This window comes from Pseudomonas lini (genome assembly GCF_001042905.1).
GTDB lineage: Bacteria > Pseudomonadota > Gammaproteobacteria > Pseudomonadales > Pseudomonadaceae > Aquipseudomonas > Aquipseudomonas lini.
The window spans coordinates 43,930-58,605 of record NZ_JYLB01000010.1 but is presented as its reverse complement, the minus strand read 5'-3'; the positions used below and the strand labels follow the sequence as shown (position 1 = coordinate 58,605).

Below are 14,676 nucleotides of genomic sequence, written 5' to 3'. Positions count from 1 at the left end.
TACGGGGGAGATAGCGAATACCCTTACAAAAACGCGTAAGGAAGTTCATCCTGCTGCAACATTTCACGCTGGATGTCTGAATATGAGCCTTTTGGTCGCGCAATGGATTGCTGCAATCTTTTTATTGATCAGCCTGGTCCACCTGTATTGGGCTGCGGGTGGCAAGTGGGGCAGCGAGGCGGCGGTGCCGCGAGTGCCCGGGGAGGGCGGTGAGGCATCAAGGCCGGCGTTCAAGCCGTCGGGCTTTGCCACGTTGCTGGTGGCGGTGGGTTTACTGCTGATCGCGATGCTGGTGTGCCTGCGGGTCGGGCTGTATCTGCCCACGGTGCATCATTGGTCGCTGCAATGGGTGATCAGCGCAATTGCGATGCTGATGTTCGCCCGGGCGATCGGCGATTCGAATCTGGTGGGGTTCTTCAAGCAGGAGAAGGGATCGAGGTTTGCCCGGCTGGATACGTGGGCGTATTCGCCGTTGTGTGTGGTGTTGGGGGCCGGGTTGTTGGCAGTGGCCTGGATCTGATTCGGGACAAGCAAGATCAAAAGATCGCAGCCTTCGGCAGCTCCTACGGATTTGATGTCATACGCCACAATTGCGATGACCACGACCAATGTAGGAGCTGGCGAAGCCTGCGATCTTTTGATCTTAGCTCCCCGTTTCCGTGCGCCGACTACTCACCTCAGCCGGCACATCATCCCCCGCCATGCGCTTGCGAAACAGCGCCGCCCGGGCCAGCAATAGCGTGGTCACCGGCACGGTGATCGACAGCAGAACCGGAATCAGCCAGGCATGCAGCACCGGCGCCGACTTGAGTGCCGAAAAGTAAATAATCGAAGCCAGCGCCACGCACCACGCGCCTAAGGTCGAGGCCAGCGCCGGAGGGTGCATGCGCTGGAAATAATCCTTCATCCGCAGCAGCCCGACCGCACCGATCAGCGTAAACAGGCTGCTCAGCACCAGCAGAATCGCCACCGCCATTTCAACCCACAGAGACAATTCAGCGTTCATTCGATCACCTCGCCACGCAGCAAGAATTTGGCCAGGGCAAACGAGCCGACGAAGCCGAACAGGGCGATCAGCAGCGCCGCCTCGAAGTAAGTGTCACTGGCATAACGAATGCCCAGTGTAAGCATCATCAGCATGGCGATGATGTACAGGTAGTCCAGCGCCAGAACCCGGTCCTGGGCCGACGGGCCCTTGAACAGGCGGATCAGGGTCAGAATCATCGCCACCGAAAAGATGAACAGACTCAGCAGGATCGCGTTCGACAGCAATGCGCTCATTCGAAGATCTCCATCAAGGGGCGCTCGTAGGTCGTCTTGAAGTGCTGGATGAATTGGTTTTCGTCATCCAGATCGAAGACGTGCAGCAACAGAATGCTGCGATCCAGCGCCAGTTCCGACCAGACCGTGCCGGGCACCACCGTGCAGATCATCGACAGCGCCGCGAGGCCGTTGGCATCGCGCAAATCCAGCGGCACCTTGATGAACTGCGAGCGAGGCGCACGACGGCCCGCGTTGAGCACGCCCCAAGCCACGGCGAGGTTGGACACGATCACGTCGCGCCCGACCAGCAAGAACAAACGCAGGATCACCCCAGGCCGACGAATGCGGATCGGCAGCGGCCGCAGCTTGCGCATCATCAACGGCGCGCAGAACCCCAGCACGGCGCCCAGCAGTAGATTGCCGGGGCTCATCGACAGGTTCAACACCAGCCACAGCAGCCACAGTGCCAACGACAACCAGGGTGCAGGAAACAGGCGCTTCATGGTTGCACCTCCACTTGTGCTGCGCTGGCCTGCGGGTTCGGAATCGGGCGGGTGCCGAGCACCGCCATCACGTATTGCTGCGGATTATTCAACGCTTGAGCGGCAGCCTGGGTGTAGCGCAGCAGCGGTTCAGCCTTGAACGTCAGCGCAATGCTCAGCCCCAACAGAACGACGATCGGCACGCATTCCAGGCGCCGCAGCAAGGGCGATGGCCGCTCTTGCGGGGTCCAGAAACGCTGGATACCCAAGCGCGAAAAAGCGATCAGCGAGGCCAGCCCGGACAGAATCAACAGGGCGAGCAGAGCCCACGCTCCGTTCGATATCGGTTCGTCGCTGCCAATACCCAGACCCAGCGGATTGAGCAAAGCGCTGAGCAGGCTGAGTTTGCCGATAAACCCTGAAAGCGGCGGCATGCCGATGATCAGCAGGGCGCAGGCGATGAAGCTCAAGCCGAGGAAAGCCATGGTCCAGGGAATCACTTGGCCGACCACTGCTTTGCGGTCGTCATCGAGGTTGAAGCCTTTGGGCGGCTGCAAGGATTCCAGCGGCCGTGGAAGCAACTCGCCATCATCGTCCAGAGGCAATTCGTTGGCCGAACGCGAGCGCTCGATCAACTCAGCCAGCAAGAACAGCGCGCTCAAGGCCAGGGTTGAGCTGACCAGATAGAACAGCGCCGCGCCGATCAGGTTCGGCTGTGCGAAACCGATGGCCGACAACAGAATGCCTGCCGACACCAGAATGCTCAGGCTGGCCATGCGTTCGAGGCGTTGCGCGGCGAGGATCGCCACGGCGGCGCAGACGATGGTCGCCATGCCGCCGTAGATCAGCCAGTCACCACCGAAGTACGCGGATGCCCCGGCCTGCCCGGAAAACAGCAGCGTCCACAGGCGTAGCAAGGTGTAGACGCCGACTTTGGTCATGATCGCGAACATTGCCGCCACGGGCGCGCTGGCCGCGGAGTAGGCCGGCACCAGCCAGAAGTTCAGCGGCCACATTCCGGCCTTGGCCAGGAACGCCACCGCCAGAATCGCCGCGCCGGCGTGCAGCAAGCCGCGATCGGCTTCCGGCACCAGCGGGATTTTCAGCGCCAGGTCGGCCATGTTCAGCGTGCCGGTAACGCCGTAGATCAGCGCCGCGCCGATCAAAAACAGCGACGAGGCCAGCAGGTTGATCGAGATGTAATGCAGCCCCGACGACACCCGCGCCCGACCCGAACCGTGCAGCATCAGCCCGTAAGAGGCGGCCAGAAGCACTTCGAAGAATACGAACAGGTTGAACAGATCTGCCGTCAGGAAGGCGCCGTACAGGCCCATCAGCTGAATCTGGAACAGCGCGTGGAAACTCGAACCGGCACCGTCCCAGCGCGCCATGGCGAACAGCAGGGCGCTGACGCCGATGATCCCGGTCAGCACCAGCATCAGCGCCGACAGGCGATCGACCACCAGCACAATGCCGAACGGCACCGGCCAGTTGCCCGGCAGGTACACGCCGATGGAGCCGGGCACGCCAGTGGTTTGGGTCCATTGCAGCAACATCACCGCGATGCCCAGCCCCAGCAGGCTGGAGAACAGGTTGATTTTGGCCTTTAGCGGGCGGTGTTTCTCGCCCAGCATCAGCATCACCGCGGCGGTCAGCAGCGGTAGCAGAATCGGTGCAGCGATCAGGTGCGCCATCGGATTCATTCTTTAGGCTCCCGGCCATCCACATGGTCGGTACCGGTCAGGCCCCGGGAGGCGAGCAGCACCACCAGGAACAGCGCGGTCATGGCGAAGCTGATGACGATCGCGGTCAGCACCAACGCTTGCGGCAGCGGGTCGGTGTAGTGCAGCAAATCCTGAGGCACGCCGTCCTTGATGTTCGGCTCCTTGCCGATGAACAGGCTGCCCATGCTGAAGATGAACAGGTTGACGCCATAGGACAGCAGGCACAGGCCCATGACCACCTGGAACGTCCGTGGCCGCAGCACCAGCCACACGCCGGACGCGGCCAGCACACCGATGGCGATTGCGATGACTTCTTCCATCAGATGGCTCCTTGCGTGGCAGCCACTTTGGCCGCGGGCTTGGGTTGCGCGCTGGTTTTATGACCACGTACCGATTGGTGGGCGAGGGCGGTCAGGATCAACAGGGTCGAGCCGACCACCACGGCGTACACGCCAATGTCAAAGAACAGCGCGCTGGCGATGTGAATGTCGCCCAGCAGCGGCAATGTGAAATGCCAAGTGTGGGTGGTGAGGAATGGATAGCCAGCCGCCATCGCCCCGAGCCCGGTGACCGTGGCGAACAGCAGCCCGGTGCCCATCCAGCGCAGCGGTCGCAGGCTCATTTGCGCCTCGACCCACTGGGTGCCGGCGACCATGTATTGCAGGATGAACGCCACCGACATCACCAGACCGGCGACGAAACCGCCACCGGGTTGATTGTGCCCGCGCATGAACAGGTAGACCGACACCACAAACGCAATCGGCAGCAGCAGACGCACCAGCACGGCTGGCACCATCATGAAACCGAGCGCGGTGTCGCTGGCGTGACGCGGGTTGACCAGGTCGGTGACCACATCCGGCGCGAGCAAACGTTGCTGCGCCGGCAGTTGCAGACTCTCTTTCGGTGGGCGGAAGCGTCGCAACAGGGCGAACACGGCCAGGGCCACGGCCACCAGCACGGTGATTTCGCCGAGGGTGTCGAAGCCACGGAAGTCCACCAGCATCACATTGACCACGTTGCTACCGCCGCCTTCGGGCAGGGCGCGACTGAGGTAGAACGAGGAAATGTCGTTGGGCGTCTGGCGGGTCAGCATGGCGTAGGACAGCAGCGCCATGCCGCCACCGACCATGATCGACAGCAGCAAGTCGCGGATACGGCGGATGCGTGCCTTGCGCAGGCTGCTCGGCAATGGCGAGACCTCTTCGATCCGTCGCGGCAGCCAGCGCAGACCGAGGAGGATCAACACCGTGGTCACCACTTCCACCGCCAATTGCGTCAGGGCCAGGTCCGGTGCCGAGAACCAGACGAAGGTCACGCAGGTCATCAGGCCGCAGACGCTGACCATGGTCAGGGCCGCGAGCCGGTGATACTTGGCTTGCCACGCCGCGCCAAGGGCGCAGGCAATCGCCAGCAACCAGAGGGTGACGAACACGATCGAACCTGGAATTTTCGGCCGGTCGCCCCAGCTCAGGCTGCTGTGCAGCATCGGGATCAACCCGGCCAGCACCGCGGCGAGCACCACCAGAAACAGTTGGGTTTGCAGGCGCCGGGTACTGATCCGCCGCTCCAGACGACGAGCCAGGCGCATCATGATCACCAGGCTGCGCTCAAACAGGCGCTTGCCGTTGAAGTGGCTGATCACCGGCGGGTGCGTGAAGCGCCCGCGCTTGAGCTGATTGCGCAGCAGCAGATAGAGGGTGATGCCGCAAGACATGGCAATCAGACTCATGATCATCGGCGCGTTCCAGCCGTGCCAGATCGCCAGGCTGTACTCGGGCAGCGTGCCGCCCACCACCGGCAATGCCGCTGCCGCGAGCAACGGGCCGACCACTTGAGCGGGGAAGATCCCCACCACCAGACAGGTGAACACCAGCAACTCCACCGGCGCGCGCATCCAGCGTGGCGGTTCGTGCGGGGTGTGCGGCAGGTCGGTGGCGGTCGGGCCGAAGAACACATCGACCGTGAAGCGCAGGGAATAGGCGACGCTGAACGTCCCGGCGATGGTCGCGACGATCGGCAGGGTCATCTCGATCCAGGCCGTGGCGTTGATGAACACGGTTTCGGCGAAGAACATCTCTTTCGACAGGAAACCGTTGAGCAGCGGTACGCCGGCCATGGAGGCACTGGCGACCATGGCCAGGGTGGCGGTGAACGGGATCAGTTTGATCAGGCCGCTGAGTTTGCGAATATCCCGGGTGCCGCTTTCGTGGTCGATGATCCCGGCGGCCATGAACAGCGAGGCCTTGAACGTGGCGTGGTTGAGAATGTGGAACACCGCGGCCACGGCGGCCAGCGGACTGTTCAGCCCCAGCAGCAAAGTGATCAGGCCCAGGTGGCTGATGGTCGAGTAGGCCAGCAGACCCTTGAGGTCATTCTGAAACATCGCGCAGTAAGCGCCGAGCAACAGGGTGCAGGCCCCGGCTCCGCTGACGATGTAGAACCATTCTTCACTGCCGGACAGCGACGGCCACAGGCGCGCGAGCAGGAAGACCCCGGCCTTGACCATGGTCGCTGAGTGCAGATAGGCCGAAACCGGTGTCGGCGCCGCCATGGCGTGGGGCAGCCAGAAGTGGAAGGGGAATTGCGCACTTTTGCTCAAGGCGCCGATCAGGATCAGGGGAAGCAGAATAGGGTAGAGGGCATGTGCGCGAATCAGATCGCCGGCGGCCAGGACCTTGTCCAGGTCATAGCTGCCGACCACATGGCCGAGCAGCATGACCCCCGCCAGCAAACACAAGCCACCGGCACCGGTGACCATCAACGCCATGTAGGCGCCACGTCGCGCATCGGCGCGGTGGTGCCAGTAGCCGATCAACAGGAATGAGAAGAGGCTGGTCAGCTCCCAGAAAAACACGATCTGGATCAGGTTGCCGGAGATTACCAACCCGAGCATGGCGCCCATGAACGCCAGGAAAAACGCGAAGAAGCGTGGCACCGGATCGTCCGGCGACATGTAGTAGCGGGCGTATAGCGAAACCAGCGTGCCGATGCCCAGCACCAGCATCGAGAACAGCCAGGCGAAACCGTCCATGCGCAGAACGAAGTTCAGGCCAAGGCTCGGTAACCAGAAGAATTCTTCGCGGATCACGCCGCCATGGGCGATTTGCGGGTACAAGAGGGCGACCTGGACGGTGCCGATAAGGGCAACCAGGCCAGCCAACAGCGATTCGGTGTTACGCGCATTGTGCGGCAGCAAGGCCGCCAGACAGCTGCCGATAAAAGGCAGAAGCAGTAGAACTATCAGGGACATAGGCTTCTAATCTGCGGAAGTTTGTGAAGCATCATACGTGCCAGCTCCCGGATCACCAAACGCCAAGCTGTCGCAGAATCCTACAAGGTAAACGGAAAATTCCTGTTTATCATTGTTTCAACGGAGAGGGGGAATCCCCGAAAAGATCGCAGCCTTCGGCAGCTCCTACAAGGGAATGCGTACTCCTGTAGGAGCTGCCGAAGGCTGCGATCTTTTGATCTTGCTGTTAATTGCCGCTTTCACTCTCCAAGGCTTCATCAACTTCGGCAGAAGCCTTACCCTTAGTCTTCAACTCACTGACAATCACCGCCGCCACAATCAATCCCGCCCCCACTAACGCAATCGCCGGCAACCGCTCCCCGGCAATCCGCCCGACAATCCCGGCCCACACCGGCTCCCCGGCATAGATCAGCGTCGCCCGCGTCGGCGACACACTCTTCTGCGCCCAGTTCATCGCCACCTGAATCGCCGCACTCGCCGCGCCCAGGCCCAATGCGCTGCACAACAGTAACCAGGAGAACCCGGGAATCACTTCCTGAGTCGGCACCACCATCAAAAAGGCCAGCACCGCAGTCACCGCCAGTTGCACCACCGTCACCCGGCGCACGTCGACCTGGCCGGCGTAGGTGCTGATCAGAATGATCTCCGCCGCAATCGCCACGGCGCTGATCAATGTGGCGATTTCCCCAGGGCTGAAATTGAACGAAGCGCCGGCGGGTCCCGACAACAGCATCAACCCGGTAAAGGCCAGCATGATCCCGATACTCGGCATCAACCCCGGACGCCGACCCAGCACCAGCCATTGCAGCAACGGCACGAACGGCACATACAGCGCGGTAATAAACGCCGACTGACTGCTGGGAATGCTCTGCAAACCCACGGTCTGCAGGCCATAACCGAGCATGATCGCCACGCCGATGAACGACCCGGCCTTGAGTTCGAACAAGGTCAGTTCGCGCAGATGACGCCAGGAGAACAGGGCAACGATGCTCGCCGCCGCGGCAAAGCGCAGACCGACGAAAAACATCGGCCCGCTGACGGTCATTGCATGCTGCACCAGCAAAAACGTCCCGCCCCAGACCATGGTGATCAGCACCAACACGCACTCAGCTTTGCTGAACCGTGAGAAACGGGAGGAAGCAGGGGAGGAGTTCACCGACGTCATGACCTTGCGCGCTACCTGAGGGAGACGCACAATGCGCCGGAAGTTGGGCAGTATACTGCGCAACACCATCAAGTGAGCAATATAGTGCACAAAGATTCCACCCAACGGGCCTCGGTTCTCCAGCACGTCAGCCAGAACGTCCGACGTCTGCGCCACGCCGCCGACATGAGCCAGACCGCTTTGGCCGAAAAGTCCGGGGTCAGCCGCCGCATGCTGGTGGCCATCGAGGCTGGCGAGAAGAACGTCAGCCTGACCACCCTCGATCGCGTGGCCGAAGCACTGGACGTCGCCTTCAGCGATCTGATCCAGGCCCCGGATGCCCGCGATCCGAGCCGTATCAACGAAGTCGCCTGGGCGGGAACGATCCCCGGCAGTAAAGCCGTTTTACTGTCAAAAGCCACCGCCACCCGTGAAGTGGAACAATGGGAATGGTGCCTGCAACCGGGTGAGGTTTATCCATCGCAGCCGGATGCCGAAGGCTGGAGTGAGCAGATTTATGTGTTCGAAGGTTGCCTGACCCTGATGCTCGGCGACCAACCGCAGAAAATCGCCGCCGGTGAATTCTTCATGTTCGCCAGCAACCAGCCACATTCCTATCGCAACGACGGGGAAGTGGCGGCGCGGTTTGTGCGTAATGTGGTGATCTGACTGTTTGCCGACCAACACTGGATAAGCACTTTGCTGTTTTAAAGCTGCAAGTGTTTCTCGGATAGTTAATTAAGCTATTGAAATAAAACAAATTTAGTTTCAGGCACGACTCCTGCAAAAGCGCTGGGGCATTCACCAGAATCCCGGAGTCGGCCCATGACAGCCTCTGCCCAACCCTCGCAAACCGCCCATGTGATCCATTCGGACGCCGAGGCGATTGCCGTCGCACACAAGCTAGCCGCACGTTTCGCTATCGAGGCCAGCGCTCGTGACCGCGAGCGACGTCTGCCGGTCGTTGAACTCGACGAGTTCTCCGCCAGTGGTTTATGGGGCATCACCATTCCCAAAGAATACGGCGGTGCCGGCGTGTCTTACGTGACAGTCGCCGAGGTGATCAAGATCATTTCTGCCGCCGACCCGTCCCTCGGCCAGATCCCGCAAAACCATCTGGGCGTGCTCGACATCCTGCTGCAAACCGCCACCGAAGCGCAGAAGCGCTATTACTTCGGCAAAGTCCTGCAGGGTTATCGTTTCGGCAACGCCTTCTCCGAATCCAAAAGCAAAAATGCCGGTGCCTTTGAAACCCGTATCCGTTTCGATGAAGACACCGCGCAAATCGACGGTGAGAAGTTCTACTGCACCGGCGCCTTGTTCGCGCACATCGTGCCGGCGGTGGCGGTCGATCAAGAGAACAAGGCTTTCATCGCCTTCATCGAGCGCGACAATCCCGGGTTGACGGTGATCGACAGTTGGGACGGTTTCGGCCAGCGCACCACTGCCAGCGGCGGCGTGAATCTGGACGCGGTGAAGGTGCCTTTGAGCGCGGTGATCCCGGCCCACAAGGCGTTCGACGAACCCACCGCCGACGGCCCGATCTCGCAAATTATCCAGGCTGCGGTGGATACCGGCATCGCCGTCGGCGCCCTGGAAGAAACCAAGCGCTACGCTCGTGAAGCCCGACCATGGATCGACAGCCAGCAGGATCATGGCTGGCAGGACCCGTTCAGCATCGCCGCCATCGGCGATCTGGAATGGCGGGTTCACGGCACCGAAGCGATCCTGAAAAAAGCCGGCCAAGCCATCGACGGCGCGTTGCTCAAACCCAATGAGGGCACCGTTGCCCGCGCCTCGGTTGTGGTCGCACAGGCCAAAGTCCTCTCTGCCGAAATCGCCTTGCTCACCAGCAGCAAACTCTTCGAACTCGCCGGCACCCGCTCGGTGCTCGGCAAGTACAACCTCGACCGTCATTGGCGCAACGCCCGGACTCACACCTTGCACGACCCGGCACGCTGGAAATATCACTTGATCGGCAACTACCTGCTCAACGGCGTGAAGCCTGCGCGCCACGCCTGGAACTGAGGAGCGACCCATGAACGCCTTGACCCAACCAATTGTTACCGGGCAGCCCCTGGCCAAGCCTCAGCACGACTTGCACAACGCTCGCAGCTTGCTCGATGCGACGTTGCGTTTCGTCCGGCAAAAGACCCAAGCCACGGATGATCCTTACGTCATCAGCCGCTTCGGCGATTTGCACATCCGGATTGAAGTCGCCGCCGCGCTGCTCGAACGCGCCGAAGACTTTCTGAACAGTGTTGATGACGACACGGAAATCAGCGTCGCCATCGCCGAGTCGCACCTGGCCAGCGCGGATGCTTTAAATGCCGTCAGCAATGCCGAATTCGAACTCACCGGCCAACGTACCGTGTTGCCTGGATCGCTGGATGATCCGCTGCGTTGGAAGCTCCACCTCATTGGCAACTTCCGCCTCAACGGCATCCATCCACCCAGCGTGCGGAGTGTCGTTTGATGGCCCGTGAAATTCGTCTCAACGCCTTTGACATGAACTGCGTCGGCCACCAGTCGCCGGGTTTGTGGGCGCATCCGCGGGATCGATCCTGGCAGTACAAGGATCTTGAGTACTGGACCGATCTGGCGAAGATCCTCGAACGCGGCAAGTTCGACGGTTTGTTCATCGCCGATGTGCTGGGCATATATGACGTCTACAACGGCAACGGTGACGCGGCTATTCGTCAGGCGGCGCAGGTACCGGTCAATGATCCATTGCAACTGATCCCGCCGATGGCGCTGGTCACCGAACATCTGGGTTTCGGCCTGACCGCGTCGCTGTCCTTCGAACACCCGTATCCGTTTGCCCGACGCCTGTCGACTCTCGATCACCTGACCAAGGGCCGCGCCGGCTGGAACATTGTCACGTCGTACCTGGAAAGCGGCGCGAAGAACCTCGGCCAGAAAGCCCAGACCGAACATGACGCCCGTTACGACTTCGCCGAAGAGTACCTGGAGGTTTGCTACAAGCTGTGGGAAGGCAGCTGGGAAGAGGGCGCGATTCTGCGGGATCGCGAGCGGCGGATCTTCAGCGATCCGAGCAGAATTCACGAGATCCGGCACGTCGGCAAACACTTTCAGGTGCCAGGGATGCACCTCTGTGAACCTTCGCCCCAGCGCACGCCGGTGCTGTTTCAGGCCGGCGCCTCGAGTCGTGGCAAGCAGTTCGCCGCCGAACATGCCGAATGCGTGTTTGTCGCCGCGCCGTCGAAAGTGCTGCTGAAGAAAACCGTGGCCGACATCCGTCGCCGTGCGGCTGAAGCGGGGCGCGATCCGTCGAAGATCCTGATCTTCAATCTGCAAACGGTGATCCTCGGCGAGACCGACACAAAGGCCAAAGTCAAGTTTGAAGAATACAAAACCTGGGTCAGTTATGAGGGCGCCATGGCGTTGATCTCGGGCTGGACCGGGATCGATTTCAGCCAGTTCAAACCGGATGAACCGCTCAAACACGTGCACACCAATGCCATTCAATCGGCGGTGGAGGCGTTCTCCACGGCGGACCCGAACAAGGTCTGGACGCCGAACGAACTGGCCGATTGGGTTGGGATCGGTGGTTTCGGGCCGCTGTTTGTCGGCAGCCCCGAGACCGTCGCCGATTTGCTGCAGGAATGGGTCGAGGAGACCGATGTGGATGGCTTCAACCTGGCTTATGCGTTGACCCATGAAACGTTCATCGATGCCGTTGAGTTATTGGTGCCGGAGTTGCAGAAGCGTGGGGTGTACAAGACCGACTATGCGCCGGGGACCTTGCGCGAGAAGTTGTTTGGCGAAGGGGCGCGATTGCCGGAGATACATCCGGGGGCGGGCTATCGAGACCTGGCGGGGTTGCGGCGGCAGGAGAAGAAAGTGGTGTCTGCGTAGACGCCTTCGCGGGCAAGCCACGCTCCCACAGGTTTCGTATCGCTGGCGATATTTGTGGACGACACAAAACCCTGTGGGAGCGTGGCTTGCCCGCGAAGAGGCCAGTACGTCCAACATCGATGTCGCCTGTCACACCGCCATCGCGGGCAAGCCACGCTCCCACAGGTTTCGTATCGCTGGCGATATTTGTGGACGACACAAAACCCTGTGGGAGCGTGGCTTGCCCGCGAAGAGGCCGGCACATTCAACATTGATATCGCCAGTTACACCGCTTTCGCGAGCAAGCCAGCTCCCACATTGGGACGGTGGTGTTTTACAGATTCCAGCCCAGCGGACCACCGCACGCTTTTGCCCATGGATAAGAGGTAAGCCAATGAGCGTGCATGAACTCAAACGTCCGCCAGTCGCCGATTCCGCCCAATGGCGGGTCGATGTGCCCAAGGCTTTGGAGCAGCTGCAGCACTGGGCGCAGGTCAGTCCGTTGCAACCGGCGTTGCGCCACAAACGCCACGGTCAGTGGTTCGTCTGGCGCTGGATCGATGCCTTGCGCGATGTCGAGCGGTTGGCCGATGGTTTGCGTCAGCAGGGTTTTACCGAAGATTCGCGCCTGGCCTTGAGCGGTGCATTCGAGCCAGATCTGTTGCTGCTCGCACTGGCCGCCCGCCACATTGGCGCCGAACTGCTGACGTTGCCGGACAACCTCGACTCCGAGGAGCTGCACAAAGCCCTATGGCGCAGCCGTCCAACTCACGCGTTCGTTCAAGGGAGACAGACGCAGCAACTCTGGACCAACCAAGGCCTGACGCTGCTGAATTTCGCCGAGTTGCTCGGCCCGGTGGACCCTGCGCAACGCCTCAACCGCTGGAATCAAGACGCGCAACTGTGGAGCGAAGAGGGCACCCAGTGGCAGCACGGCCTGACGGTGCTACTGGAACAATGGCTGAGCAGCGGCCAATCCCTGGCCTTCCCGGAAAGCCCCGGCAGCGCCGCCCGCGACCGTCGTGAAGTGGCGCCGTCCGGGCTGCTGCTGTCGGCCGAACGCCTGCAACTATTGGCCGCAGAAATCGAAAGCCGCCTCGCCCCCAATGGCACCTGGCGTCGACGCCTCTGCGACTGGGCCATCGCCCATCCCGAAAAAGGCCTGCAACGCTTGATCAAGAACCGCGTTCGCCGCCTGTTGGGCTTCCACAACCTGCATTTCATCTGGCAAGCCCCCCGCATTTCCGATGCTCAACCCGAGCCGACCTGGCTCGCTGAATTCAAACGGGACATCGCATGAGTTCGACCGACTCCATTCTGCAAGTCAGCGGTATTTCCCTGTCCTTCAAAGGCGTGAAGGCGATCAATGAACTGTCGTTCGACGTGCGTCGGGGCGAGATCTGCGCGCTGATTGGCCCCAACGGCGCGGGCAAGAGTTCGCTGCTCAACGTGCTGAACGGCGTGTACCGCTTCGATGCCGGTTCGATTGTGTTCGAGCAACAGCCGTTCAAACGTATCGACCCATTGACCGCCGCACGCCGGGGCATCGGCCGCACGTTCCAGAACAACGCACTGTTCAAGAAAATGAGTGTGATCGACAACATCCTCACCGGCCTGTCACGGCACCTGCGCAGCGGTTTCATCGAGCAGGCGCTGAACCTGCCAAGAGCCCGGCGTGAGGCTGAAGACTTCCGGCGGCAGGCCCAGGGCATTCTCGAATTCCTCGAACTGCAAGCCCATCGCGATGTGCCGGTGGGCAAGCTGTCCTACGGCCTGCAAAAACGTGTGGAGCTTGGCCGTGCCTTGATCGCCGGCCCCAGCCTGTTGCTGCTCGATGAGCCGATGGCCGGGATGAACGCCGAAGAGAAGCAGGAAATGGCCCGCTTCATCGCCGACATCAACCGCGACCTCGGCACCACGGTGGTATTGATCGAGCACGACATGAGCGTGGTGATGGGCCTGTCCGACCATGTGGTGGTACTCGATTACGGGCGCAAGGTCGGTGACGGCACGCCGGCCGAAGTGCAGGCCAATCCCGACGTTATCGCGGCGTATCTGGGAGTGGTGCACTGATGACGTTCTTCTTCGAAACCCTGCTCGGCGGCTTGCTCGCCGGGACCATGTACTCGCTGGTCGCGATCGGCTTCGTGCTGATCTACAAGGCCAGCGGCGTGTTCAATTTCGCCCAGGGCGCGATGCTGCTGTTCGCCGCGCTGACCTTTGTCAGCCTGCACGATCAAGGCGTGCCGTTCGCCTTGGCGCTGTTGCTGACCGTTGTGGTGATGATCGTCGGCGCGTTGCTGATCGAACGGCTGGTGTTGCGGCCATTGGTCAATCGCTCGCAGATCACCCTGTTCATGGCCACCCTCGGGTTGTCGTTCATCATCGAAGGCCTGGCTCAGGGCTTGATGGGTTCGCAAGTGCGGGCGCTGGATCTGGGCATCGACGACGTGCCGCTGTTTATCGGCGGGATGATGGTCAGCCAGTTCGACCTGATTGCCGCAGCGGCCGCCATCGTGCTGGTGACGGTGCTGGCGCTGCTGTTCAACAAAACCCGCATTGGTGTGTCCCTGCGCGCAGTGGCGGATGACACCACCGCCGCGCTGTCGATCGGCATCAACCTCAACCGCATCTGGCAGATCGTCTGGGCGGTGGCCGGCATCGTCGGGCTGGTGGCGGGATTGTTGTGGGGCGCGCGCCAAGGCGTGCAGTTCTCGCTGTCGCTGGTGGTGCTCAAGGCCTTGCCGGTGTTGATCATCGGCGGCTTCACCTCGATTGGCGGGGCGATTGTCGGCGGGTTGATCGTCGGTGCGGCGGAGAACCTCGCCGAGGTGTACATCGGCCCGTTGATCGGCGGTGGCATTACCCCATGGTTCGCTTACGTCCTGGCTTTGGCCTTCCTGTACATCCGTCCCGCCGGCCTGTTCGGCGAGCGGGCCATCGAGCGAGTCTGAA

The 14,676-nt window shown here is 61.3% G+C and carries 15 protein-coding genes; 8 read left to right on the top strand and 7 right to left on the bottom strand.

Annotated elements, in window-relative coordinates:
- The first annotated feature begins 82 nt into the window (after positions 1–82).
- Complete coding sequence (locus TU81_RS24905; protein ID WP_048397043.1) at positions 83–520, top strand: DUF3995 domain-containing protein; 438 nt, start codon at positions 83–85, stop codon at positions 518–520.
- A gap of 123 nt (positions 521–643) precedes the next feature.
- Here the strand turns inward: TU81_RS24905 and TU81_RS24900 are convergent, their stop codons facing one another.
- From TU81_RS24900 to TU81_RS24870, 7 genes are all read right to left on the bottom strand, one after another.
- The gene (locus TU81_RS24900; RefSeq protein WP_038982603.1) at positions 644–1,006 is read right to left on the bottom strand and encodes a Na+/H+ antiporter subunit G; all 363 of its coding nucleotides are present in this window, start codon (positions 1,004–1,006) and stop codon (positions 644–646) included.
- The gene (locus TU81_RS24895) at positions 1,003–1,281 is read right to left on the bottom strand and encodes a K+/H+ antiporter subunit F (RefSeq protein ID WP_038982602.1); all 279 of its coding nucleotides are present in this window, start codon (positions 1,279–1,281) and stop codon (positions 1,003–1,005) included. The genes TU81_RS24900 and TU81_RS24895 overlap by 4 nt, the downstream gene beginning before the upstream one ends.
- Positions 1,278–1,766 (bottom strand): Na+/H+ antiporter subunit E, encoded by a 489-nt coding sequence (locus TU81_RS24890; RefSeq protein ID WP_048397041.1) that lies wholly within the window; start codon positions 1,764–1,766, stop codon positions 1,278–1,280. Before TU81_RS24890 ends, TU81_RS24895 begins: the two co-directional genes overlap by 4 nt.
- Positions 1,763–3,448, bottom strand: coding sequence for a monovalent cation/H+ antiporter subunit D (locus TU81_RS24885; protein WP_048397039.1), 1,686 nt, complete (start codon positions 3,446–3,448; stop codon positions 1,763–1,765). The genes TU81_RS24890 and TU81_RS24885 overlap by 4 nt, the downstream gene beginning before the upstream one ends.
- Positions 3,445–3,789: a Na+/H+ antiporter subunit C gene (locus TU81_RS24880; RefSeq protein WP_008029186.1), complete on the bottom strand. Its 345-nt coding sequence runs from the start codon at positions 3,787–3,789 to the stop codon at positions 3,445–3,447. Before TU81_RS24880 ends, TU81_RS24885 begins: the two co-directional genes overlap by 4 nt.
- Positions 3,789–6,719, bottom strand: coding sequence for a monovalent cation/H+ antiporter subunit A (locus tag TU81_RS24875; RefSeq protein WP_048397036.1), 2,931 nt, complete (start codon positions 6,717–6,719; stop codon positions 3,789–3,791). The genes TU81_RS24880 and TU81_RS24875 overlap by 1 nt, the downstream gene beginning before the upstream one ends.
- Before the next feature lie 226 nt (positions 6,720–6,945).
- Positions 6,946–7,974, bottom strand: a complete 1,029-nt coding sequence (locus tag TU81_RS24870) for a DMT family transporter (protein ID WP_048397034.1) — start codon at positions 7,972–7,974, stop codon at positions 6,946–6,948.
- Between TU81_RS24870 and TU81_RS24865 the strand changes: the two genes are divergently transcribed.
- The 7 genes from TU81_RS24865 (at position 7,969) to TU81_RS24835 (ending at position 14,675) form a co-directional block, all read left to right on the top strand.
- Positions 7,969–8,532 (top strand): helix-turn-helix domain-containing protein, encoded by a 564-nt coding sequence (locus tag TU81_RS24865; protein WP_038982597.1) that lies wholly within the window; start codon positions 7,969–7,971, stop codon positions 8,530–8,532. The genes TU81_RS24870 and TU81_RS24865 overlap by 6 nt on opposite strands.
- A gap of 156 nt (positions 8,533–8,688) precedes the next feature.
- On the top strand, positions 8,689–9,891 hold the full coding sequence (locus TU81_RS24860; protein WP_048397033.1) for an SfnB family sulfur acquisition oxidoreductase: 1,203 nt from the start codon (positions 8,689–8,691) through the stop codon (positions 9,889–9,891).
- Between the two features lie 10 nt (positions 9,892–9,901).
- Positions 9,902–10,339 (top strand): acyl-CoA dehydrogenase, encoded by a 438-nt coding sequence (locus tag TU81_RS24855; RefSeq protein ID WP_048397031.1) that lies wholly within the window; start codon positions 9,902–9,904, stop codon positions 10,337–10,339.
- Positions 10,339–11,742 carry an LLM class flavin-dependent oxidoreductase gene (locus TU81_RS24850; RefSeq protein WP_048397029.1) on the top strand — a complete coding sequence of 468 codons (1,404 nt, stop codon included), beginning with the start codon at positions 10,339–10,341 and terminating at the stop codon, positions 11,740–11,742. The genes TU81_RS24855 and TU81_RS24850 overlap by 1 nt, the downstream gene beginning before the upstream one ends.
- Positions 11,743–12,115: 373 nt before the next feature.
- Positions 12,116–13,021, top strand: a complete 906-nt coding sequence (locus tag TU81_RS24845) for an AMP-binding protein (protein WP_048397026.1) — start codon at positions 12,116–12,118, stop codon at positions 13,019–13,021.
- Positions 13,018–13,794 carry an ABC transporter ATP-binding protein gene (locus TU81_RS24840; RefSeq protein ID WP_048397024.1) on the top strand — a complete coding sequence of 259 codons (777 nt, stop codon included), beginning with the start codon at positions 13,018–13,020 and terminating at the stop codon, positions 13,792–13,794. Before TU81_RS24845 ends, TU81_RS24840 begins: the two co-directional genes overlap by 4 nt.
- Entirely contained in the window at positions 13,794–14,675 is an 882-nt protein-coding gene (locus TU81_RS24835) for a branched-chain amino acid ABC transporter permease (protein ID WP_008014134.1), read from the top strand. Before TU81_RS24840 ends, TU81_RS24835 begins: the two co-directional genes overlap by 1 nt.
- The last annotated feature ends 1 nt before the right edge of the window (position 14,676 follow it).